Source organism: Kluyvera sp. 142486 (assembly GCF_046569695.1).
Lineage (GTDB): Bacteria > Pseudomonadota > Gammaproteobacteria > Enterobacterales > Enterobacteriaceae > Kluyvera.
Genome location: NZ_JBKHUI010000011.1, coordinates 154,662 through 177,675 on the forward strand (window position 1 = coordinate 154,662; position 23,014 = coordinate 177,675).

A 23,014-nucleotide genomic window follows, 5' to 3' on the forward strand; every position below is an offset into this window, starting at 1 on the left:
ATGAAAGTTTGGCCCGTCAAACATAGCCCATTATTACGTCAACCGGAGCGCTTTATCTCCCGGGAAGAGCTGAAAGCCTTGATTCAGACGGTGACGAACAATCTGGTGAACATCAAGGATGAGACTGGTCAATTTCTGCTGCGCCTGGACGATGGTCGCGTGATTGATACCAAAGGCTGGGCAGGTTGGGAGTGGACGCACGGAGTGGGGCTGTACGGTATCTATCAGTACTACCAGCAGACCGGCGACGTGGCGATGCGCGACATTATTGATAGCTGGTTCGCCGACCGCTTTGCCGAAGGCGCGACCACCAAAAACGTCAACACCATGGCGCCGTTCCTGACGCTGGCCTATCGCTATGAAGAGACGCGCAACCCAGCGTATCTGCCGTGGCTGGAAACCTGGGCCGAGTGGGCGATGAACGAGATGCCGCGCACCGATCACGGCGGTATGCAGCACATTACGCTCGCGGAAGAGAACCATCAGCAGATGTGGGACGACACCCTGATGATGACCGTGCTGCCGCTGGCGAAAATCGGCAAGCTGCTGAATCGCCCGGACTACGTGGAAGAGGCGGTGTATCAGTTCCTGCTGCACGTGCAGAACCTGATGGACCGGGAGACCGGTCTGTGGTTCCACGGCTGGAACTACGAAGGCAACCACAACTTTGCCCATGCGCGCTGGGCGCGTGGCAACAGCTGGCTAACTATCGTGATCCCTGACTTCCTTGAGCTGGTGGATCTGCCGGAGAACAATGCGGTGCGTCGTTATTTGGTGCAGGTGCTGAACGCGCAGATTGCGGCGCTGGCGAAATGCCAGGACGACAGCGGCCTGTGGCATACGCTGCTGGACGACCCGGACTCTTATCTGGAAGCCTCAGCGACCGCCGGTTTTGCCTACGGTATTCTGAAAGCGGTGCGTAAACGCTATGTCGGTCAGGAGTATGCCGTGGTTGCGGAGAAAGCGATTAAAGGCATCGTGAAGCACGTTTCGCCGGAAGGGGAGTTGCTGCAAACCTCCTTCGGTACCGGGATGGGTTCCAACCTCGATTTCTATCGTGAAATCCCGCTGACCTCCATGCCTTACGGGCAGGCGATGGCGATTCTGTGCCTGACGGAATATCTGCGTAAGTTCTTCTAAGTCTTAGCGCTTTAAAAACCCGGCTATGCAGATGGCTGGGTTTTTTATTGCCCTTTTCATCAAAAATAGTTGTTATTTTTACTTTTGGTTATAAAAAAATTTTAACCAGATCGCATTCCTGGCGTATGGCTAATAGCCGCAATGACAATGGTGATTTAGCTCACGTTTCATCATTCATCATAAGAATATAAAAACAGTGTTTCAAAATAATAAAACACGAGGTTTATATTTTATGGCAAGAAATGCGGCTTCAGCCCCCCACGGGCTGCAGGGAAGACCTGTCAATCTGCGCCATCAACTGGCATACGGAGGCGGAAACCTCTTGGGGAGCGGCGCGCTGGCGATCAGCGGCGCGTGGCTTCTGTACTTCTATACCACATTCTGTGGTCTGACGCTGATTGAGGCGGCGTTCATTTTCTCCGTTGCGAGCGTCATTGACGCAATCAGTAACCCGCTGATGGGTTATCTCACCGATAATTTTGGTAAAACTGCGCTGGGTAAACGCTTTGGCCGCCGCCGTTTCTTCCTGCTTATCGGCATTCCATTAATGATGTTCTACCCGTTGCTGTGGGTGGAAGGGCTGAGCTTCTGGTACTACCTCGCCACCTACGTGATGTTCGAGATTATCTACACCTCGGTGATGGTGCCATACGAAACGCTGGCTACCGAGATGACCGACGATTTCGCGCTGCGCTCGAAGCTGACCGGCTATAAGGCCATTTTCGGCAAGCTGGCCAACTTCCTGGCGGCGTTTATTCCAGGGCAGTTTATCCTGATCTACGGTAAAGACTCCGCCACGCCGTTCTTCCTGACCGGCCTGACCTACGGCGCGATCCTCATCGCGGCGGTAGCCTGCCTGTGGTACAACAGCTGGGAGCGCCCGCGCGAAGAGGAGCCGGAAGCTCAGGTCAAATCGACCCTGCTGCAAACGCTGCTGTCGCTGGCGAAAGATATGCGCTCCACCTTCTACCTGCGGGTATTCCGTAAGCACCTCGGTATGTACCTGTGCGGCTTTGGTGCCGAGTGGCTGTTTGCGTCTATCTTTACCTACTTCGTTATCTTTGTGCTGCAGCATGACCCGGCGATGGTGGCGGGGCTGAACAGCCTGAACTCCATCCTGCAGCTGATCTCCACCGCACTGTTTATCGGCCTGTGCGTGAAAAAAGGCTTCAGCAAGCCGTACATTATTGCGCTTTGCATTGTGATTTTCGCCGTATTCCTCTACACCTCACTGTGGTTCTTCCATCTGCCAGTACATCTGGCGACCATTCTGATGTTCGGGATCACGATTATTTTCGGCCTGGGGACCGGTGGCGTGTACTACATTCCGTGGACGGTCTATACCTTCCTGGCCGACGTAGATGAAATCTATACCGGCCGTCGTCGCGAGGGGATTTACGCCGGGGCGATGACCTTCTCGGGTAAAATTCTGCGCTCGATTATCGTCTTCGTGATGGGGGCTATTCTGAGCTACTACGGCTTCCAGTCAAAAGCACACGTGCAGCCGGAAAGCGCGGTGAACGCGATTGCGGTGGTCTTCTGCGGCGGCGTGGCGCTGCTGGCGCTGATGGCTATCGTCTTCAGTAAGCAGATGAAGCTGGACCGCGAAACTCACAAAGTGGTGCTGCAGGAAGTGGCGCGTATTAAAGCGGGCGGCAAGCTGGAAGATATCACGCCGGAAGTGCGCGCAGTGGTGGAAGACCTGGTTGGCCATCGCTACGAAGAGTGCTGGGGCAATAGCCCGCTATTCAAAAAAGACGAATCTCCGGTTGTTATCGAGGCAGTATCCGCCGGGCGCTAATGCACCCGACGTTCACGTCAACTTACCCCTGGGGCGACGGTAGCTGCGCGTCGTCCTGGGGGACAAACAGATGGTCGAGGATCTGGCGCATCACCGGGGCCGCGACCACGCCATCACTCCCGCCATTTTCCAGCACCAGCGCAACGGCAACCTTCGGATTTTTATACGGCGCAAAGGCGGTATAGAAGATATGGTCGCGCAGGCGCGTTGGGATCATTTTCGCGTTATAGGTTTGGTTCTCTTTCAGGCTGAACACCTGCGAGGTGCCGCTTTTAGCCGCGATACCGTAAGGCGCAGTATGGAAAAATTTATAGCCGGTGCCGTTAGACGCGTTGGCCATGCCGAACATCGCCTGGCGCACCAGGTTCCAGTACGGTGAAGCGGCGCTGGCAATCTGCGGTTCATTAGCTGGCTGCTGATACGGGATAACCGTCTTGCCGGACTCTTCATCCTTTAGCAGGTGCGGCGGGATCACGCGGCCGTTGTTGAGCAGGGCCACCATCGCTTTCACCATCTGAATCGGGGTGGCAATCCAGTAGCCCTGACCGATGCCGACGGAAATCGTATCACCCTGATACCAGGCTTTTTTGTGCACCTTCTCTTTCCAGCTACGGCTCGGCAGCAGCCCGGTGTACTCTTCGTCCAGATCGATCCCGGTTGGTTTGCCGTAGCCAAACTGGCTGAGCATATTATTGATGCGGTCGATGCCCATCATATAGGCCACCTGATAGAAGAAGGTGTCAGCGGACTCTTCAATTGCTTTGGTGACGTCCAGCATGCCGTGGCCGGATTTTTTCCAGTCGCGGTAGTGGCGCTGGGTGCCGGGCAGCGTCCAGGTTGGTGCGCCAAAGAAGCTGGTTTGCGGGGTGATCACGCCGTCGAGCAGCGCCGACATCGCCATATAGGGTTTCACCGTGGAAGCGGGAGGGTAGAGCCCTTGGGTGACGCGGTTAATCAGCGGCAGGTTCTTATCCTGCAGCAGTGAGTTGTAATCTTTGTAGCTTATCCCTTTCACAAACGGGTTCGGGTCATAGCTGGGGTTCGAGACCATCGCCAGTACCGATCCATCGTGCGGGTCTTCTACCAGCACCGCTGCGCGCTGACCAACCAACAGACTTTCAATGTACTCCTGCAGATGCAGATCCAGCGTCAGGTGAATATCTTTGCCCGCCACCGGCGGCACGTCTTTTAGCAGTCGAACGATACGCCCGTGGTTATCGACTTCCACTTCCTGGTAGCCGGTTTTGCCGTGCAGTTCGTCTTCGTAGTAGCGCTCAATACCCTGTTTGCCAATGTTATGGTCGGCGGCGTAGTTCTCGGCAATTCCTTCTTTATCCAGCGTTTTGAGATCGGTGTCGTTGATTTTCGATACGTAGCCCAGCACGTGCGCCAGCTCGGCACCGTACGGGTATTGGCGGTCTTCATAGCTGTCTATCGTCACGCCGCTAAAGCGGAACTGATTAACGGAGAAGCGGGCAATTTCGACGTCGGAGAGGGCGTTCTTTAACACCACCGGGCGGTAGCGGCTGCTGGACTTGAGCGCTTTATGGAACTGGTCAATGTCGTCGGGGGTCAGGTCAACAATTGGCGTCAGTTCGCGCAGCAGCGCGTTCATGTCGTCGATTTTGTAAGGAGTAACGGAAATATCGTACCAGGTGACGTTCTTCACCAGCGGAATGCCATTGCGGTCATAGATAATGCCGCGGGTCGGCGCGACTGGCAGCATCTTGATGTCGTTGGCATCAGAACGCGTGGTGTAGTAGCTATGTTCCTCAACCTGCAGATGGTAGAGATTGAAAATCAGTATGCCAAAGCAGACGACCACCAGGCCAAAGGCCACGAGCGCGCGGCGCAGGAAGAGCTTTCGCTCCGCTTCATAGTCTCTAAAAGTCATTACGGTACCCAGTGTTTAAGCCGCCTAATGATACGGAGCGGTCACCGGCATGACAGACAAAAAATGTACCATCCCTATAGGGAAATGTGTCATTCCTTGTGATTTGTAACAAATTGCGGCGAACGTAGGCTGGATAAGGCGCTTGCGCCGCCATCCGGCAAGGTGCGCGGGGTCGCCTGATGGCGCTTCGCTTATCAGGCCTACAAGGGGGAATCGGGAAAATAAAAAAGCCCGCGACATGCGCGGGCTTTCACATCACTTGAAGTGATTACATACGTTCTACGGTTTCGATACCCAGTGTATCCAGACCCAGCTTCAGGGTTTTCGCCGTCAACAGCGCCAGCTTCAGGCGGCTGTTACGCACGCTTTCGTTCTCGGCGGAGAGGATTGGGCAGTGCTCGTAGAAGCCGGAGAACAGACCCGCCAGATCGTACAGGTAAGCACACATCACGTGCGGCGTACCGTCGCGAGCGACGACGTTCAGCGTCTCTTCAAACTGCAGCAGACGCGCCGCCAACTGTGCTTCACGGTCTTCAGTGATGGTCACTGCGGCGTTGATGATAGCGCTCTCTTCCAGCTCCGCTTTACGGAACACGGACAGTACGCGGGTATAAGCGTATTGCATATACGGCGCGGTGTTGCCTTCGAAGGCCAGCATATTGTCCCAGTCGAACACGTAGTCGGTGGTGCGGTTTTTGGAGAGATCCGCATATTTCACCGCGCCGATACCGACGACGTTGGCCAGTTTTTCCAGCTCATCTGCTGGCATATCCGGGTTCTTCTCTGCCACCAGACGGCGTGCGCGTTCCAGCGCTTCGTCCAGCAGATCCGCCAGCTTCACGGTACCACCGGCGCGGGTTTTGAACGGCTTGCCGTCTTTACCCAGCATCATGCCGAACATGTGGTGCTCCAGCGGAACGGAATCCGGCACGTAACCGGCTTTACGTACGATGGTCCACGCCTGCATCAGGTGCTGGTGCTGACGGGAGTCGATGTAATACAGCACGCGGTCGGCATGCAGGGTTTCGTAACGATATTTCGCACAGGCGATATCGGTGGTGGTGTACAGGTAGCCGCCATCCTTTTTCTGGATGATGACGCCCATAGGCTCACCTTCTTTGTTCTTGAACTCGTCCAGGAACACCACGGTTGCGCCTTCGCTCTCAACCGCCAGACCTTTGGCTTTCAGGTCCGCGACGATACCCGGCAGCATTGGGTTGTACAGGCTTTCACCCATCACGTCATCGCGGGTCAGGGTGACGTTCAGGCGATCGTAGGTCAGTTGGTTCTGGGTCATGGTAATATCGACCAACTGGCGCCACATTTTACGGAAGTATTCGTCGCCGCCCTGCAGCTTCACGACGTAGCTACGCGCGCGCTCGGCGAAGGCTTCGTCTTCGTCGTAGTGTTTTTTCGCTTCGCGGTAGAAACCTTCGAGGTCGGCCAGCGCCATCTCACCAGCGTTTTCCTGCTGCTGCTTTTCCAGGTACGCAATCAGCATACCGAACTGGGTACCCCAGTCGCCGACGTGGTTCGCGCGGATCACTTTATGACCCATCAGCTCCAGCGTACGAACGGCAGCATCACCGATGATGGTGGAACGCAGGTGGCCGACGTGCATCTCTTTTGCTACGTTCGGTGCGGAGTAGTCCACCACGATAGTCTGCTTTTCCGGCTGAGCGATGCCCAGACGGTCGCTTTTCAGCGCCTGGCTAACGTGCTCGGCCAGGAATGCTGGGTCGAGGAAGATGTTGATAAAGCCCGGCCCGGCGATCTCGACTTTATTGGCAATGCCGTTCAGATCGAGATGAGACAGTACCTGCTCTGCCAGTTGTCGCGGTGCCATGCCCAGTTTTTTGGCCACTGCCATCATGCCGTTAGCCTGATAGTCGCCGAACTGTACTTTTGCTGACTGACGAACCTGCGGTTCGCAATCGGCAGGTGCGCCTGCCGCAATCATGGCCTGACTGACTTTTTCTGAGAGAAGAGCCTGAATATTCACCGGAATACCTTACGTTTTAGACGCTGCAACCTGCACGGCCCAGCGCCGGGTGTGGATAAATTAAGGCGGGAGTATACTGCATTTGCCTGATGCCGTCAGCATCGGGCCGCCCTCTGCCATAGTGAAAAAACGCTGGCTGAGCAGGGATTAATCGCTCATCTCGCCGAACGGTTGGTTCGGGGCCCACAACAGGGTAGATTAGCCTTTTCATGGAATAAGAGTAGGGCTGAAATGGCAAACTGGCAGACTATCGCGGAACTGCAGGATATCGCTGCGGATCTTCCGCGCTTCACCGACGCACTGGCGGCGCTTTCCCAACGGCTGGGGCTCGATATCGCGCCGCTCAACGCCGACCATATCTCGCTGCGCTGCCATCAGAACGCCACCGCCGAACGCTGGCGTCGCGGCTTCGAACAGTGCGGCACGCTGCTATCGGAAAATATGATTAACGGCCGCCCGATTTGTCTGTTTAAGCTTGAGGAACCGGTGTGCGTGGCCCACTGGCAATTTACGGTAATTGAGCTGCCATGGCCGGGTGAGAAACGCTACCCGCATGAAGGCTGGGAACATATTGAAATCGTGCTGCCGGGCGAGCCGGAAGGGCTGAACGCTCGCGCGCTGGCGCTGCTCTCGGATCACGGGCTGAGCCAGCCGGGTATTTCGGTCAAAACCAGTTCACCAAAAGGTGAACGCGAGCGTCTACCGAACCCGACGATGGCGGTCACCGACGGTAAGGTGACGGTGAAGTTTCACCCATGGACGATTGAGGAAATTGTTGCCAGTGAGCAGGCAATGTAACCAGCCAGTGTAACAATGTGAACTAACGCCGGGTCTGCAGGCGGGAACGGTGGCATGATCTTTCGCTGAATCAAACGGAGAGAAATATGGCATTGCTGGAAATCTGCTGTTACAGCACGGAATGCGCGGTTATCGCGCAGCAGAATGGGGCGGATCGTATTGAACTGTGTGCGGCACCGCTCGAGGGCGGTCTGACACCGTCATACGGTGTGCTGAAAGCCACGCGTCATCGGGTGACAATTCCCGTTCACCCGATTATCCGGCCTCGCGGCGGTGATTTTTGTTATACCGACGGCGAGTTCGCCACCATGCTGGAGGATGTGCGTCAGATCCGCTCGCTGGGCTATCCCGGTTTTGTGATTGGCGTGCTGAATCCCGAAGGGCAGGTGGATATTCCCCGCATGCGTCAGATTATGGTGGCGGCAGGCCCGCTGGCGGTGACCTTCCATCGTGCCTTTGATATGTGCGCCAATCCGCAGCAGGCTATTGAACAGCTTGCGGAATTGGGCGTTGCCAGGGTACTCACCTCCGGCCAGCAGTCATCGGCGGAAAAAGGTATTTTATTAATTCGGGAACTTATTGGTAGGGGCGATACTCCAACCATTATGGCAGGTGCAGGTGTAAGAGCGAGCAACCTTCCTCTTTTCCTCGAAGCCGGTGTCAAAGAAGTGCACAGTTCAGCCGGGCAATGGGTGCCCTCCGAAATGCGTTATCGCAACTCCGGACTTTCAATGTCAACGGATCCTGAAGCTGATGAGTATTCTCGCTATACCGTCGATGGCGCGGCGGTAGCGGCAATGAGGGAAATCATTGAGCGCCACGTGTAGCTAAAAGTTTTTTACCGCGTGTCATATTCGCCCAATATGATGCTTGCTTGTACCAGGCCCCTGCCCATTAAACAGGGGCCTTTTTTTCGCCGTCATATTTCACTCTGCCACTGCGTTGGCTTTCCTCGCTCGCCGCCGGGAAGGGCACAACCGTTAAGGCTTACGCGCAATCAACACCGCGCGCAGCGGTGCCGGATAACCTTCAACCGTTTTGGTCGGGTCGTTTGGATCGAGGAAATCGGCCAGCGACTCGGTGATCATCCACTCGGTGCGACGCTGTTCCTCGGTGGAGGTCACGCTCATATCGGCAATGCGCACGTCAACGAAGCCACACTTCTCCATCCAGTTTTTCAACGCCAGCGCCGACGGAATAAAGTAGACGTTACGCATCTGCGCGTAGCGGTCGCCCGGTACCAGCACCGTGTTCTCATCGCCTTCAACGACCAGCGTTTCCAGCACCAGTTCACCGTCACTGACCAGTTGATCTTTCAGCTGCCAGATATGCTCAAGCGGTGAACGGCGGTGGTACAGCACGCCCATAGAGAAAACGGTATCAAATGCCTTCAGCGCCGGAAGCTGCTCAATGCCCAGCGGCAACAGGTGCGCGCGCTGATCGTTACCCAGCAACTTACGCACCGCTTCAAACTGGCACAGGAACAGATGGGTAGGGTCGATACCAACCGCCATGTGTGCGCCTGCACCAATCATGCGCCACAGGTGATAACCGCTACCGCAGCCTACGTCGAGAATGGTACGCCCGCTCAGGTCCGACAGGTGCGGCAACACGCGCTCCCATTTCCAGTCGGAGCGCCATTCGGTATCGATGTTTACGCCATAGAGCGAAAATGGCCCTTTACGCCACGGCATCAGGTTACGCAACAGCGTATCGATGCGTTTGACCTGACCTTCGCTTAGCGGCGTTTCGCTTTCAGCGGTAACGCTGTGCAGCAGGTCGAGCTTCCACGGCTGAATTTCCGGCAGAAATTCAACGGCGTTGGACCACTGCTTAAACAGACCATGCTGATCGCGCTGCCAGGCGCCAATCTGCGCGGGCAGCGTTTCCAGCCAATGGGACAGCGGGCTTTTTGCGATTTGCTGATAAAAATTGCCAAACTCGATCATGCCGGGGTTCCCGCTTTCAGTGCCACCAGAGAGCCAAAGTTAAAGCACTGGAACCACAGCTCGCTATGCTCAAAACCAGCCTGACTCAGGCGAGCTTTGTGGACTTCAACCGAGTCGGTCAGCATCACGTTTTCCAGCATGCTGCGCTTCTGGCTGATTTCCAGTTCGCTGTAGCCGTTGGCACGCTTAAAGTCGTGGTGCATGTTGAACAGCAGCTCACCGACGGTCGCGTCTTCGAAGCTGAACTTCTCTGACAGCACCAGCGCGCCGCCGGGATTCAGCCCCTGGTAAATTTTGTTGAGTAATGCCTGACGCTCAGCGGGTTCAAGGAACTGGACCGTAAAGTTCAGCACCACCATCGAGGCGTTATGAATCTCGATATCGCGAATATCGCCCTCAATGACATCCACCGGGGTCGGCGCTTTGTAAGCGTCGATATGGCGACGGCAGCGTTCAATCATCGCCGGAGAATTATCAACGGCGATAATACGGCAGTCGTTGTGGGCAATGTTACGGCGAATGGAAAGGGTGGCGGCACCCAGTGAACAGCCAAGGTCGTAAACCTGGGTACCCGGCTGCACAAAGCGCTCGGCCAGCATGCCGATCATAGAGATGATATTCGAGTAGCCAGGCACGGAGCGCTGGATCATATCCGGGAAAACTTCGGCTACCCGTTCATCGAAGGTCCAGTCGCCGAGGCGGGCAATCGGTGCAGAAAAAAGCGTATCGCGGTCAGACATAAGGTTAAATCCGGAAAAATAAAAACGGCGTATTGTGCGCTAACGCAGCGAGAAAACCAACTCCCACGGCATATACCACAGGTTCACCAGCACCATTAGCAACAGCGAAAGATAGGTGGCTGCCATGCCTGAACGTCGCCAGCGGAACAGCCGATGGTGAAAACCGTAGTAGTGCATCAACCGCCCAGCAAGCAGCATCAGGCCGCAAAGGTGCACCATCCAGATCTCTGCGCCGTTCATTTCCATAAACAGCAGCATGGCAACGCCAATCGGAATGTATTCCACCGCATTGCCATGAATGCGAATGGCGCTTTGCAGCTCGCTAAAGCCGCCGTCACCGTAGGCAACGCGATAAAGCCGGCGCAGGCGCACGACGTCGAAGGAAAATTTTATCAGCAACAACGCCGCGAGTACGGCGTACAGCGCGCTAACCATACAAACTCCCTTTATGTTGGCAGAGGCTACTCATTATCATAGGTATGAATGTCAAAAAAGAGAAGATTGTTGTGGAATCGACGGTGCGGAACCCAGGTCGGGAAGGGCGGAATGCAGCACATCCCACAGAGAATGCACTAGTTCAGGCGCCTGGGCGATATCCGGGGTATGCAGAAACAGATAGGGCGTGGAAGACTTATTCCATTCTGCCAGCTTATCTAACCAAGGGGTAAACATGGCATGATTCTGCGCCATGTCATCGCTGCCGATAAATCTCACCATTGGCTGAGCCGCGGTGACGACCGCATGCACCGGCACTTTCGGCTTTTTGCGCTGGGCTTCCCGTACCGCTTCATTGCGCGGTATAGCCGCATGTACCGGTCGGCTATCGAGGATCACGCGATTCACGCCCCGCTCGTGCAGGCCGCGGTTAAGTAATCGTTCGCTGTCGCTCTTATCGAAAAACTGCGGGTGGCGAACTTCAACACCGTAGTGAAAAACGTTCGGTAATCCGTCGAGGAAAGCCCACAGCGCGGGAAGATCGCGAGGGCCAAAGGTGGCCGGAAGCTGAAGCCAGTATTGCCCAATTCGCCCATCAAGCGGCGACATCCGCTGGAAAAACTCAAGGGTCAGAGCGTCGCAATGACGCAGGGCGGCCTGGTGAGAAATGGTGGCCGGAAATTTAAAACAGAATCGAAAATTATCATCGGTCTGCGCCAGCCAGCGGTCGACAATGTCGGCCTTTGGCAGGGCGTACAGCGTAGTGTTGCCCTCCACGCAGTTAAAGTGGCGGGCATACTCTTCAAGGCTGGTAATACCCAGGCGCACCCATTTCGGGTGCGACCATTGGGGAAGCCCAAGATAAATCATAGCGCCGCGAGGATCTCATCGGTGCTGCGCACGCGAGCAATGCGCGGGAAGATATAAGAAAGGCTGCTCTGGTGCTGATCGTTATTGAACGCGCTGCAGGCGTCTTCGGCAATAATCAGGTTAAAGCCCAGTTCCCAGGCGTTACGGGCGGTAGATTCCACGCCGATGTTGGTGGAAATACCGCACAGAATAATGGTGTCGATACCGCGACGACGCAGATGCACTTCAAGGTCGGTACCGTAAAACGCGCCCCACTGACGTTTGGTCACTTCAATATCGCTGTCCTGTTTGCCCAGTTCAGCCGGGTAGGTCCACCAGTTTTCCGGCAGCGCTTTGGCCGGTGCGGGCGCATCAACCGGCTGCTTGAGCGCTTCGGCAAAGTCTGCTGACCAGCCCACGCGCACCAGTACCACAGGTGCGGACGCGGCACGGCACTTGTCGGCGAGACGAGCGGCGCGGGCGACAACGTCGGTGGCGGTATGCGGGCCGCCAGCAAACGGCAGAATGCCTTCTTGCAGGTCAATCACCACAAGGGCGGTTTTTTTTGCGTCTAAATTCAGCATGGTGGTTCCTCTGTAAACAAGCTGTCGGGGGCATACCTTACATTCGACGTCTGGTGAATGAACGGATAATTATTGTTAATTTTTGTGAGCGTAGGCAATAAGCGTTCAGCAAACAGTCGTATAAGCTGCTCCGGGCTTATCGCGAGCGAGAATTTCCAGTATAATAGCCCCCTTTTTTTCATCCAGTAGTGACATTCAGCTAAAGCTGCGACAGTAACGCCTGCATGGCAGGCGACAATCCGCCGACGGCTAAGTTAAGGGATATCTCATGCGTACAGAATATTGCGGACAGCTTCGACAGTCCCACGTTGGGCAGCAGGTGACTCTGTGTGGTTGGGTCAACCGCCGTCGTGATCTCGGTAGCCTCATTTTTATCGACATGCGCGACCGTGAAGGCATCGTACAGGTGTTCTTCGATCCGGACCGTGCGGATGCCTTGAAGTTAGCCTCTGAACTGCGTAATGAGTTCTGCATTCAGGTAACCGGTACCGTTCGTGCGCGTGACGAAAAGAACATCAACGCGGATATGGCAACCGGTGCTATCGAAGTTCTGGCCTCCGATCTGACCATCATCAACCGTTCAGAATCACTGCCGCTGGACTCCAACCACGTCAACACCGAAGAAGCGCGTCTGAAGTATCGCTACCTCGACCTGCGTCGTCCGGAAATGGCTCAACGCCTGAAAACCCGCGCAAAAATCACCAGCTTCGTACGTCGCTTTATGGACGATCACGGTTTCCTCGATATCGAAACCCCGATGCTGACCAAAGCGACCCCGGAAGGCGCGCGCGACTACCTGGTACCGTCTCGCGTACATAAAGGTAAGTTTTACGCGCTGCCGCAGTCTCCTCAGCTGTTCAAACAGCTGCTGATGATGTCCGGCTTCGACCGCTACTATCAGATTGTTAAATGCTTCCGTGACGAAGACCTGCGCGCTGACCGTCAGCCAGAATTCACTCAGATCGACGTCGAAACCTCCTTCATGACCGCACCACAGGTGCGTGAAGTGATGGAAGCGCTGGTGCGCCAGCTGTGGCTGGAAGTGAAAGGTGTGGATCTGGGTGATTTCCCGATCATGACCTTCGCCGAAGCAGAACGCCGTTACGGCTCCGACAAGCCGGACCTGCGTAACCCAATGGAGCTGGTCGATGTTGCTGACCTGCTGAAGTCCGTTGAGTTCGCAGTATTCTCCGGCCCGGCCAACGATCCGAAAGGCCGCGTGGCTGCGCTGCGCGTACCGGGCGGTGCTGCACTGACTCGTAAGCTGATTGACGAATACGGCAACTTTGTGAAGATCTATGGCGCGAAAGGCCTGGCTTACATCAAAGTCACCGAACGTGCGAAGGGCGTGGAAGGTATCACCAGCCCGGTGGCCAAGTTCCTGACCCCAGAAATCATTGAAGCGATCCTCGAGCGTACTGGTGCGCAGGACGGCGACATGATCTTCTTCGGCGCAGACAACAAGAAAGTGGTTGCTGACGCGATGGGCGCACTGCGTCTGAAGCTGGGTAAAGACCTGAACCTGACCGACGAAAACATGTGGGCGCCGCTGTGGGTTATCGACTTCCCAATGTTTGAAGAAGATGGCGAAGGTGGCCTGACCGCAATGCACCACCCGTTCACCTCACCGAAAGACATGACTGCTGAAGAGCTGAAAGCGGCTCCGGAAGATGCAGTGGCTAACGCCTACGACATGGTTATCAACGGCTACGAAGTGGGCGGCGGTTCCGTGCGTATTCACCGTGGCGACATGCAGCAGACCGTGTTTGGCATCCTCGGCATCAACGAACAAGAGCAGCGCGAGAAGTTTGGCTTCCTGCTTGACGCGCTGAAATACGGTACGCCGCCACACGCGGGCCTGGCCTTCGGTCTTGACCGTCTGACCATGCTGTTGACCGGCACCGATAACATCCGTGACGTTATTGCTTTCCCGAAAACCACCGCAGCAGCGTGTCTGATGACCGAAGCACCAAGCTTCGCAAATCCGGCTTCTCTGGGCGAACTGGGTATTCAGGTTGTGGCGAAAGAGCCAAAAGAGTCTGCGGAGAACAAGTAACATGCCATTCAAGCGACCCGTCTCTATTCTGGTGGTGATTTATGCCCAGGACAGCAAACGGGTGCTGATGCTGCAGCGACGCGATGACCCTGATTTCTGGCAGTCGGTAACCGGCAGCGTGGAAGAGGGGGAAACCGCGTCGCAGGCCGCCATGCGTGAAGTAAAGGAAGAGGTCACTATTGACGTTGTTTCTGAGCAACTGACCTTGAAAGACTGTCAACGCACGGTGGAGTTTGAAATTTTTCAACATTTACGCCATCGCTATGCGCCGGGCGTTGTGCGCAATACAGAATCCTGGTTCTGTCTTGCGCTGCCCCACGAACGGGACGTTGTGTTCACCGAGCACCTGACCTACCAGTGGCTCGATGCGTCCGCCGCGGCGGCGCTCACCAAGTCGTGGAGTAACCGGCAGGCGATTGAAGAATTTGTCATTAACGCTGCCTGAAAGGGCATAGTTTTTTGGAGATATTTTTATGGCAGGTCATAGTAAATGGGCCAACACCAGACATCGTAAAGCGGCGCAGGATGCTAAGCGCGGCAAAATCTTCACCAAGATCATTCGTGAGCTGGTGACGGCGGCCAAACTGGGCGGCGGCGATCCGGATGCGAACCCACGTCTGCGTGCCGCGGTAGATAAAGCCCTGGCCAACAACATGACGCGTGACACCCTGAACCGCGCTATCGCGCGCGGCGTGGGCGGTGATGAAGATTCCAACATGGAAACTATCATCTATGAAGGTTACGGTCCTGGCGGCACCGCGGTGATGATCGAATGTCTGTCCGACAACCGTAACCGTACCGTGGCTGAAGTGCGTCATGCGTTCAGCAAAACCGGTGGTAACCTCGGTACCGACGGTTCCGTTTCTTATCTGTTCAGCAAAAAAGGGATCATTTCCTTTGAGCAGGGCGATGAAGACACCATTATGGAAGCCGCGCTGGAAGCCGGTGCGGAAGACGTTGTGACCTTCGATGACGGCGCGATTGACGTCTACACCGCGTGGGAAGAGATGGGTAAAGTGCGTGACGCGCTGGAAGCGGCTGGCCTGAAGGCTGACGCGGCAGAAGTGTCGATGATCCCGTCCACCAAAGCGGACATGGATGCAGAAACCGCACCGAAACTGATGCGTCTCATCGACATGCTGGAAGACTGTGACGATGTTCAGGAAGTCTACCACAACGGCGAAATCTCTGACGAGGTGGCAGCGACCTTAGAATGAGGTGGCTGTGCCGTAACCTAACAGGAGGTGCGTGATGTCTATTATTCTCGGCATTGACCCGGGGTCGCGCATCACCGGTTATGGTGTCATTCGCCAGGTTGGCCGACAGCTGACCTACCTTGGCAGCGGATGCATCCGCACTAAGGTTGACGATCTTCCGTCGCGCCTGAAGCTGATTTATGCCGGTGTGACGGAAATCATCACCCAGTTCCAGCCGGATTATTTCGCCATCGAGCAGGTCTTTATGGCGAAAAACGCTGACTCGGCGCTCAAACTGGGACAGGCGCGCGGAGTAGCCATCGTTGCTGCCACCAATCAGGAACTCCCGGTTTTTGAGTACGCGGCCCGCCAGGTGAAGCAGACCGTCGTAGGTATAGGCAGCGCGGAAAAAAGCCAGGTTCAGCATATGGTGCGCACGCTGTTAAAGCTTCCCGCCAACCCTCAGGCCGATGCCGCCGATGCGTTGGCCATCGCCATTACCCACTGCCACGTCAGCCAGAACGCCATGCAAATGAGCGACTCGCGGCTGAATTTAGCGCGTGGGCGATTACGATAATCACAAATCAGGCTGGATAAATATCCAGCCTTTTTTTATGATAGTACATTACTCTTTTAGCCCTTAACGCAGGAGCGTCACGTGATAGGCAGACTCAGAGGCATCATTCTCGAAAAACAACCCCCGCTGGTCCTTCTGGAGACGGGCGGCGTAGGCTATGAAGTGCATATGCCGATGACCTGTTTTTACGAGCTGCCGGAAGCCGGGCAGGAAGCCATTGTCTTCACCCACTTCGTGGTACGTGAAGACGCGCAGCTGCTTTACGGCTTCAATAACAAGCAGGAGCGCACGCTGTTTAAAGAGCTGATTAAGACCAATGGCGTTGGGCCGAAGCTGGCGCTGGCGATCCTCTCCGGCATGTCGGCACAGCAGTTTGTCAACGCGGTAGAACGTGAAGAGCTAGGCGCGTTGGTGAAGCTACCGGGCATCGGCAAGAAAACGGCTGAACGCCTGATTGTCGAAATGAAAGACCGCTTTAAAGGGCTGCATGGCGATCTCTTTACGCCTGCCGCCGATCTGGTGCTCACGTCCCCAGCAAGCCCAAGCGCCGACGACGCTGAGCAGGAAGCGGTTGCTGCGCTGGTGGCACTGGGCTATAAACCTCAGGAAGCCAGCCGAATGGTGAGCAAAGTTGCCCGTTCGGATGCCAGCAGTGAAACATTGATCCGCGAAGCGCTCCGCGCGGCGCTATGAGGTAGAGGATGATTGAAGCAGACCGCCTGATTTCGTCAGGCAGTAGCATGGCGGAAGAGGTGGCGGATCGCGCCATCCGCCCTAAGTTACTGGCAGAGTATATCGGCCAGCCGCATGTTCGCTCGCAGATGGAGATTTTTATCCAGGCGGCGAAGCTGCGCGGCGACGCGCTTGACCACCTGCTAATCTTCGGCCCACCGGGGCTCGGAAAAACCACGCTGGCGAATATTGTTGCCAACGAAATGGGCGTAAACCTGCGCACCACGTCGGGTCCGGTGCTGGAAAAAGCGGGCGATCTCGCGGCGATGCTGACCAACCTCGAACCTCATGACGTGCTGTTTATTGATGAAATCCATCGTCTTTCACCGGTGGTGGAAGAGGTGCTCTATCCGGCAATGGAAGATTACCAGCTCGATATCATGATTGGGGAAGGCCCGGCCGCGCGTTCGATCAAAATCGACCTGCCGCCGTTCACCCTGATTGGCGCCACCACGCGCGCCGGTTCACTGACGTCACCGCTGCGTGACCGTTTCGGCATCGTGCAGCGCCTGGAGTTTTATCAGGTGCCTGATTTACAGCATATTGTGGGGCGCAGCGCGCGCTTTATGGGGCTGGAGATGAGCGATGATGGGGCGCTGGAAGTGGCCCGCCGCGCGCGCGGCACCCCGCGTATTGCTAACCGGTTGCTGCGTCGCGTACGTGACTTTGCAGAAGTGAAGCATGACGGCACCATTTCGGCGGATATCGCCGCGCAGGCGCTGGATATGCTCAACGTTGATGCAGAAGGCTTTGACTATATGGACCGTAAGCTGCTGCTGGCAGTCATCGACAAATTCTTCGGTGGGCCGGTTGGGTTGGATAACCTTGCGGCGGCAATCGGGGAAGAGCGGGAAACCATCGAAGACGTGCTGGAGCCGTATCTGATTCAGCAGGGATTCTTACAGCGTACTCCTCGTGGGCGTATGGCGACGAGCCGTGCGTGGAGCCACTTTGGAATTACGCCGCCGGAAATGCCTTAGTGCCTGATGGCGCTGCGCTTATCAGGCCTACACGATTCTGTAGGCCCGGTAAGCGAAGCGACACCGGGGAAATCAGACGGCCGCTTTCTTCGACATGCTCAGAATAAACAGCAACGCCGCACCCAGCACCACCGATGGCCCTGCCGGCGTGTCATAGAACGCCGAGAAGGTTAAGCCGCCGGTGACCGCAATCATTCCCACGCCAACGGCGACTCCTGCCATCTGCTCCGGGGTTCGGGCGAAACGACGCGCCGTGGCCGCTGGGATAATCAGCAGTGACGTGATAATCAGCGCACCAACAAACTTCATCGCCACGCCAATGGTCAGCGCGGTAACCAGCATCAGCAGAAGCTTCACCCGCTGCAGTTTCACGCCATCGACAAACGCCAGGTCCGGGCTAATCGTCATTGACAGTAGATTACGCCATTGCCAGAACAGAATCGCCAGCACCACCACCACGCCCAGCGCGATAGAGATAAGATCCTGTGGCGTAACGGCCAGCAGGTCGCCAAATAGATAGGCCATCAAATCGACGCGAATATTCGACATCAGGCTGACCACCACCAGACCTAGCGACAATGCGCTGTGTGCCATGATGCCAAGCAGGGTATCAACGGCGAGGTGAGGGCGTTTCTCCAGCCATACCAGGCCGCCAGCCAGCACCAGCGTCACGGCTATAACCGCATAGAACGGGTTAACGTTTAGCAGCAGGCCAAATGCGACGCCGAGCAGCGAGGCATGCGCCAGCGTATCGCCAAAGTAGGACATTCGTCGCCAGACCACAAACGAGCCCAGCGGGCCGGCAGCACACGCCAGCATCATTCCGGCAAGCCAGCCGGGAAGTAATATTTCAATCATGACTGCCCATTTCCCCGACGTAAAACAATACGGCCCTGTAAATCATGGCGATGATTATGCTGATGGCGGTAAATCCCCAGCTGTTCTGCACCGCGCGGGCCGAACATTGAGATAAATTCCGGGTGCATTGACACCACGTCCGGTGTGCCCGAGCAGCAAATATGGTGATTCAGACACAGGACGTCGTCGGTTTTTGCCATCACCAGATGCAGGTCGTGCGACACCATCAGCACCGCGCAGTCGAGCTCCTGGCGCAACTGGTTAATCAAATCGTAAAGGGCAACCTGACCGTTAACGTCCACGCCCTGAGTTGGTTCATCCAGCACCAGCAGCTGTGGCTTATTCAGCAGTGCGCGTGCTAGCAGCACACGCTGAGTTTCCCCACCTGAAAGTTTCTGCATGGGGGCGTCCTGCAGATGTCCCGCCTGCACGCGTTTGAGCGCTGGCAGAATATCTTCCTTTCGCGTTGCCGGATGCAGGCGTAAAAAACGCTTGACGGTCAGCGGCAAGGTGGCGTCGAGGTGTAACTTTTGCGGCACATAGCCGATGCGTAAATGTTTATCGCGGATGACAACACCATCGCTAGGTGCTACGAGGCCGAGCACCACGCGTACCAGCGTTGATTTGCCCGCGCCGTTCGGACCAAGCAGCGTCAGAATGCGGCCTGGCTTGAGATTCAATGAGATGTCGGAAAGCACCCGGCGTTGGCCGAAAGTGACGGAGACATTTTCCAGTGATACAAGATTCGTCATAGCAATTAGGGGTTGCACAAGATAGTGAATGTTATAATATCACACATCACTTATCCATTTCGATTAATAGACGCATTATGTTACAGAAAAATACGCTTCTTTTCGCAGCTTTATCCGCTGCACTTTGGGGAACGACAGCACAGCATGCTGATGCGGCCGTTGTGGCATCACTCAAGCCGTTAGGCTTTATTGCTTCAGCAATTGCCGACGGTGTAACCGAGACTCAGGTTTTACTGCCTGACGGTGCGTCTGAACATGATTACTCGCTGCGTCCATCTGATGCAAAACGCTTACAGAACGCGGACTTAGTCGTATGGATTGGTCCTGAGATGGAAGCATTTATGGACAAGTCATCGCAAAGCATTCCCGACAACAAAAAAGTCACCATCGCCCAGCTTGACGGGGTGAAACCGTTACTCATGAAAGGGGCCGATGACGACGATCATGATGGGGGGGATGGCGACGACCATGACCATGCTCACGGTGAAAAAGGTGACGCGCATCACCATCATGGCGAGTACAACATGCATCTGTGGCTCTCCCCAGAGATAGCGCGGCTGTCGGCGGTTGCAATCCATGACAAATTAGTGGAACTTATGCCCCAGAGTCGAGCCCGGCTCGATGCCAACCTGAAGGATTTTGAGGCCAATCTGGCCGCAACCGATAAACAGGTGGCGAGCGAGCTGGCACCGGTGAAAGGAAAGGGGTATTTCGTTTTTCATGATGCCTATGGTTATTACGAAAAGCACTACGGTTTGACGCCGCTTGGGCACTTCACCGTCAACCCCGAAATTCAACCCGGTGCGCAGCGTTTACATCAAATAAGAACACAGTTGGTTGAGCAAAAAGCGACCTGCGTTTTTGCTGAGCCACAATTCAGGCCCGCTGTCGTTGAATCTGTTGCGCGGGGAACCAGCGTTCGCATGGGAACGCTCGATCCTCTTGGCACGAATATACAGCTGAGCAAAGAGAGCTATCCGGCGTTTCTTACTCAACTGGCGACCCAGTATGCGAGCTGCCTGAAAGGAGATAAGTAAGGAAGTGAATACGTGCAGCAGATAGCCCGCTCTGTCGCTCTGGCATTTAACAATTTGCCGCGGCCCCACCGCGTTATGCTGGGGTCACTCACCGTTCTCACGTTGGCCGTCGCTGTCTGGCGGCCTTACGTTTACCATCCAACCTCTTCATCCCCCGTCGTCCGTACGATTGAGCTGGAGAAAAAAGAGATTCGCTCGCTTCTGCCAGAGGCCAGTGAACCGATTGACCAGTCCGCACAGGAAGACGAAGCCATCCCTCAGGATGAGCTGGACGATAAAGCCGACAACGAAACGGGCGTGCATGAATATGTGGTATCCACGGGCGATACCCTGAGCAGCATCCTGAATCAGTACGGCATCGATATGGGGAACATCAGCCAGCTTGCTTCGGCTGATAAAGACCTGAAAAACATGAAAGTGGGGCAGCAGCTCTCCTGGACGCTGAATGACGACGGTGATTTACAGCGTTTAACCTGGGAGATGTCGCGCCGCGAAACCCGTACCTACGATCGCGTTGCTAACGGCTTTAAAATGAGCAGCGAGTTGCAGAAGGGCGATTGGGTCAATAGCCTCGTGAAAGGCACCGTCGGCGGAAGTTTCGTCACCAGCGCCGTCAACGCCGGTTTAACCAGCGCGGAAGTGAGCGCGGTGATTAAATCGATGCAGTGGCAGATGGACTTCCGTAAGCTGAAAAAAGGCGACGAGTTCTCTGTGCTGATGTCGCGCGAAATGCTCAACGGCAAACGCGAACAGAGCCAACTGCTGGGCGTGCGTTTACGCTCCGATGGCAAAGACTATTACGCGATCCGTGCGGAAGACGGTAAGTTCTATGACCGCAATGGTACCGGGCTGGCGAAGGGCTTCCTGCGCTTCCCAACCGCGCGTCAGTTCCGCGTGTCGTCGAACTTTAACCCACGTCGTTTGAACCCGGTAACCGGTCGCGTAGCGCCGCACCGTGGCGTGGACTTCGCGATGCCGCAGGGTACGCCTGTACTGGCCGTCGGTGACGGTGAAGTGGTGGTGGCGAAGCGCAGCGGCGCGGCGGGTTACTATGTTGCCGTGCGTCATGGCCGCACCTACACCACCCGCTACATGCACCTGCGTAAGCTGTTGGTGAAACCAGGTCAGAAAGTGAAACGTGGTGATCGTATCGCGCTTTCCGGCAATACCGGTCGTTCTACTGGCCCGCACCTGCACTATGAAGTGTGGATTAACCAACAGGCGGTGAACCCGCTGACGGCGAAACTGCCGCGCACCGAAGGGCTGACCGGTTCAGATCGTACCGATTACCTGGCACAGGTGAAAGAAGTTCTGCCGCAGCTGCGTTTCGACTAATTTCGCCTAAGAAGTATCCGTTCAGAGCCGGTGCCTATACAGCACCGGCTTTTTCTTTTGTGCGAAGCATCCAGCCTCGCTACACTATCTGATTATCCACACTGACCCGATGAATCAACCCTGGAATAGGCATGGAAACGAAAAAAAATAACAGTGAATTCATTCCCGAGTTTGAGAAATCTTTCCGCCATCCCCAGTATTGGGGGGCCTGGCTAGGCGTGCTGGCGTTTGCAGGGATCGCTTACGTGCCGGCAAAAATCCGTGACCCTCTTTTGGGTAAGCTCGGCCGCCTGGCAGGGAAATTCGGCCGCAGCGCGCGCCGTCGCGCGCAGATCAATCTGCTGTACTGCTTCCCGGAAAAAAGCGAGGCCGAGCGCGAAGCCATTATTGATGAGATGTTTGCTACCGCGCCGCAGGCGATGGTCATGATGGCCGAACTGGCGCTGAAAGGGCCGGAAAAAATTCTGCCGCGCCTCAACTGGCAGGGTCAGGAGATTATCGATGAGATGCGCGCCAACGGCGAAAATGTCATTTTCCTGGTGCCGCACGGCTGGGGCGTTGATATCCCAGCGATGGTGATGGCGTCGCAGGGCCAGAAGATGGCGGCGATGTTCCACAACCAGGGTAATAAGGTCTTTGACTACGTCTGGAACACCGTTCGTCGCCGTTTCGGTGGCCGTCTGCATGCTCGTAACGACGGTATCAAGCCGTTTATTCAGTCGGTCCGTCAGGGCTACTGGGGCTATTATCTGCCGGATCAGGATCATGGCCCGGAGCACAGCGAGTTCGTGGACTTTTTTGCCACCTACAAAGCGACGCTGCCAGCGATTGGCCGCCTGATGAAAGTGTGTCGTGCGCGCGTAGTACCGCTGTTCCCGGTTTACGATGGCAAAACGCACCGACTGACCATTCTGGTTCGCCCGCCGATGGACGATCTGCTGGAAGCGGACGACAACACCATTGCGCGTCGCATGAACGAAGAGGTGGAGATTTTTGTCGGGCCGCATACCGAGCAGTACACGTGGATCCTGAAACTGCTGAAAACGCGTAAGCCAGGTGAAACTGAGCCGTATCAGCGCAAAGAGCTTTACCCGAAGAAAAAGAAATAGCCCCGTAGCCCGGCCAAGCGTAGCGCCGCCGGGAAGCCTCGGAGCCACCTGGCGCGGGCTACGCAGGCAAAAAAAACCGGACAGCGTCCGGTTTTTTGTGCACAGAAAACCCCCAGCTAGGCTGGGGGTTCCGGAAAGCTTTCAGCTTTAAGCCAGTTATTAAAACCCCTTTTGATTTGTTAAAACACCT

The 23,014-nt window shown here is 55.8% G+C and carries 22 protein-coding genes; 13 read left to right on the forward strand and 9 right to left on the reverse strand.

Annotated elements, in window-relative coordinates:
• Complete coding sequence (locus tag ACLGE8_RS13960; RefSeq protein WP_410999287.1) at nucleotides 1–1,140, forward strand: glycoside hydrolase family 105 protein; 1,140 nt, start codon at nucleotides 1–3, stop codon at nucleotides 1,138–1,140.
• Nucleotides 1,141–1,372: 232 nt separating this feature from the next.
• Complete coding sequence (locus tag ACLGE8_RS13965) at nucleotides 1,373–2,941, forward strand: MFS transporter (protein ID WP_410999289.1); 1,569 nt, start codon at nucleotides 1,373–1,375, stop codon at nucleotides 2,939–2,941.
• A gap of 22 nt (nucleotides 2,942–2,963) precedes the next feature.
• Here ACLGE8_RS13965 and mrdA read toward each other — a convergent pair whose 3' ends face one another.
• Together mrdA and argS are read right to left on the reverse strand one after the other, a co-directional pair.
• On the reverse strand, nucleotides 2,964–4,835 hold the full coding sequence (mrdA, locus tag ACLGE8_RS13970) for a penicillin-binding protein 2 (RefSeq protein ID WP_410999291.1): 1,872 nt from the start codon (nucleotides 4,833–4,835) through the stop codon (nucleotides 2,964–2,966).
• 268 nt (nucleotides 4,836–5,103) lie between these two features.
• Entirely contained in the window at nucleotides 5,104–6,837 is a 1,734-nt protein-coding gene (gene argS, locus ACLGE8_RS13975; RefSeq protein WP_333494701.1) for an arginine--tRNA ligase, read from the reverse strand.
• A 231-nt stretch (nucleotides 6,838–7,068) separates the two neighbouring features.
• Between argS and ACLGE8_RS13980 the strand changes: the two genes are divergently transcribed.
• Nucleotides 7,069–7,635 carry a VOC family protein gene (locus ACLGE8_RS13980; protein ID WP_410999293.1) on the forward strand — a complete coding sequence of 189 codons (567 nt, stop codon included), beginning with the start codon at nucleotides 7,069–7,071 and terminating at the stop codon, nucleotides 7,633–7,635.
• 86 nt (nucleotides 7,636–7,721) lie between these two features.
• Nucleotides 7,722–8,462 (forward strand): copper homeostasis protein CutC, encoded by a 741-nt coding sequence (cutC, locus tag ACLGE8_RS13985; protein WP_410999295.1) that lies wholly within the window; start codon nucleotides 7,722–7,724, stop codon nucleotides 8,460–8,462.
• 153 nt (nucleotides 8,463–8,615) lie between these two features.
• Here cutC and cmoB read toward each other — a convergent pair whose 3' ends face one another.
• The 5 genes from cmoB to ACLGE8_RS14010 are packed head-to-tail and all read right to left on the reverse strand — an operon-like array spanning nucleotide 8,616 to nucleotide 12,192.
• Nucleotides 8,616–9,584 (reverse strand): tRNA 5-methoxyuridine(34)/uridine 5-oxyacetic acid(34) synthase CmoB, encoded by a 969-nt coding sequence (cmoB, locus tag ACLGE8_RS13990; protein WP_410999297.1) that lies wholly within the window; start codon nucleotides 9,582–9,584, stop codon nucleotides 8,616–8,618.
• Nucleotides 9,581–10,324 (reverse strand): carboxy-S-adenosyl-L-methionine synthase CmoA, encoded by a 744-nt coding sequence (cmoA, locus tag ACLGE8_RS13995; protein ID WP_410999299.1) that lies wholly within the window; start codon nucleotides 10,322–10,324, stop codon nucleotides 9,581–9,583. Before cmoA ends, cmoB begins: the two co-directional genes overlap by 4 nt.
• 39 nt (nucleotides 10,325–10,363) lie before the next feature.
• Entirely contained in the window at nucleotides 10,364–10,759 is a 396-nt protein-coding gene (locus ACLGE8_RS14000; RefSeq protein ID WP_410999301.1) for an MAPEG family protein, read from the reverse strand.
• Between the two features lie 51 nt (nucleotides 10,760–10,810).
• The gene (locus tag ACLGE8_RS14005; RefSeq protein WP_410999303.1) at nucleotides 10,811–11,629 is read right to left on the reverse strand and encodes a DUF72 domain-containing protein; all 819 of its coding nucleotides are present in this window, start codon (nucleotides 11,627–11,629) and stop codon (nucleotides 10,811–10,813) included.
• A complete protein-coding gene (locus ACLGE8_RS14010; protein ID WP_410999305.1) occupies nucleotides 11,626–12,192 on the reverse strand; it encodes a hydrolase in 567 nt (188 codons plus the stop codon). The genes ACLGE8_RS14005 and ACLGE8_RS14010 overlap by 4 nt, the downstream gene beginning before the upstream one ends.
• Nucleotides 12,193–12,460: 268 nt before the next feature.
• On the opposite strand from ACLGE8_RS14010, the gene aspS reads away from it, so the two are divergent.
• From aspS to ruvB, 6 genes are all read left to right on the forward strand, one after another.
• Entirely contained in the window at nucleotides 12,461–14,248 is a 1,788-nt protein-coding gene (gene aspS / locus ACLGE8_RS14015) for an aspartate--tRNA ligase (protein WP_410999306.1), read from the forward strand.
• Between the two features lies 1 nt (nucleotide 14,249).
• A complete protein-coding gene (gene nudB, locus ACLGE8_RS14020; protein WP_410999308.1) occupies nucleotides 14,250–14,693 on the forward strand; it encodes a dihydroneopterin triphosphate diphosphatase in 444 nt (147 codons plus the stop codon).
• Nucleotides 14,694–14,721: 28 nt separating this feature from the next.
• Nucleotides 14,722–15,465 carry a YebC/PmpR family DNA-binding transcriptional regulator gene (locus ACLGE8_RS14025; protein ID WP_185667574.1) on the forward strand — a complete coding sequence of 248 codons (744 nt, stop codon included), beginning with the start codon at nucleotides 14,722–14,724 and terminating at the stop codon, nucleotides 15,463–15,465.
• A gap of 34 nt (nucleotides 15,466–15,499) precedes the next feature.
• Nucleotides 15,500–16,021, forward strand: coding sequence for a crossover junction endodeoxyribonuclease RuvC (ruvC, locus tag ACLGE8_RS14030; RefSeq protein ID WP_185667575.1), 522 nt, complete (start codon nucleotides 15,500–15,502; stop codon nucleotides 16,019–16,021).
• 81 nt (nucleotides 16,022–16,102) lie between these two features.
• Entirely contained in the window at nucleotides 16,103–16,714 is a 612-nt protein-coding gene (ruvA, locus tag ACLGE8_RS14035) for a Holliday junction branch migration protein RuvA (RefSeq protein ID WP_410999311.1), read from the forward strand.
• Between the two features lie 8 nt (nucleotides 16,715–16,722).
• On the forward strand, nucleotides 16,723–17,733 hold the full coding sequence (ruvB, locus tag ACLGE8_RS14040; RefSeq protein ID WP_410999313.1) for a Holliday junction branch migration DNA helicase RuvB: 1,011 nt from the start codon (nucleotides 16,723–16,725) through the stop codon (nucleotides 17,731–17,733).
• A gap of 72 nt (nucleotides 17,734–17,805) precedes the next feature.
• Here the strand turns inward: ruvB and znuB are convergent, their stop codons facing one another.
• Nucleotides 17,806–18,591 carry a zinc ABC transporter permease subunit ZnuB gene (gene znuB, locus ACLGE8_RS14045; protein WP_410999315.1) on the reverse strand — a complete coding sequence of 262 codons (786 nt, stop codon included), beginning with the start codon at nucleotides 18,589–18,591 and terminating at the stop codon, nucleotides 17,806–17,808.
• On the reverse strand, nucleotides 18,588–19,343 hold the full coding sequence (gene znuC, locus ACLGE8_RS14050; RefSeq protein ID WP_185667579.1) for a zinc ABC transporter ATP-binding protein ZnuC: 756 nt from the start codon (nucleotides 19,341–19,343) through the stop codon (nucleotides 18,588–18,590). Before znuC ends, znuB begins: the two co-directional genes overlap by 4 nt.
• 77 nt (nucleotides 19,344–19,420) lie before the next feature.
• Here znuC and znuA point away from each other — a divergent pair, with 77 nt between their 5' ends.
• From znuA to lpxM, 3 genes are all read left to right on the forward strand, one after another.
• A complete protein-coding gene (gene znuA / locus ACLGE8_RS14055; RefSeq protein WP_410999317.1) occupies nucleotides 19,421–20,380 on the forward strand; it encodes a zinc ABC transporter substrate-binding protein ZnuA in 960 nt (319 codons plus the stop codon).
• A 12-nt stretch (nucleotides 20,381–20,392) separates the two neighbouring features.
• Nucleotides 20,393–21,715, forward strand: a complete 1,323-nt coding sequence (gene mepM, locus ACLGE8_RS14060; RefSeq protein WP_410999319.1) for a murein DD-endopeptidase MepM — start codon at nucleotides 20,393–20,395, stop codon at nucleotides 21,713–21,715.
• A gap of 131 nt (nucleotides 21,716–21,846) precedes the next feature.
• Nucleotides 21,847–22,824: a lauroyl-Kdo(2)-lipid IV(A) myristoyltransferase gene (gene lpxM, locus ACLGE8_RS14065; RefSeq protein WP_410999321.1), complete on the forward strand. Its 978-nt coding sequence runs from the start codon at nucleotides 21,847–21,849 to the stop codon at nucleotides 22,822–22,824.
• The last annotated feature ends 190 nt before the right edge of the window (nucleotides 22,825–23,014 follow it).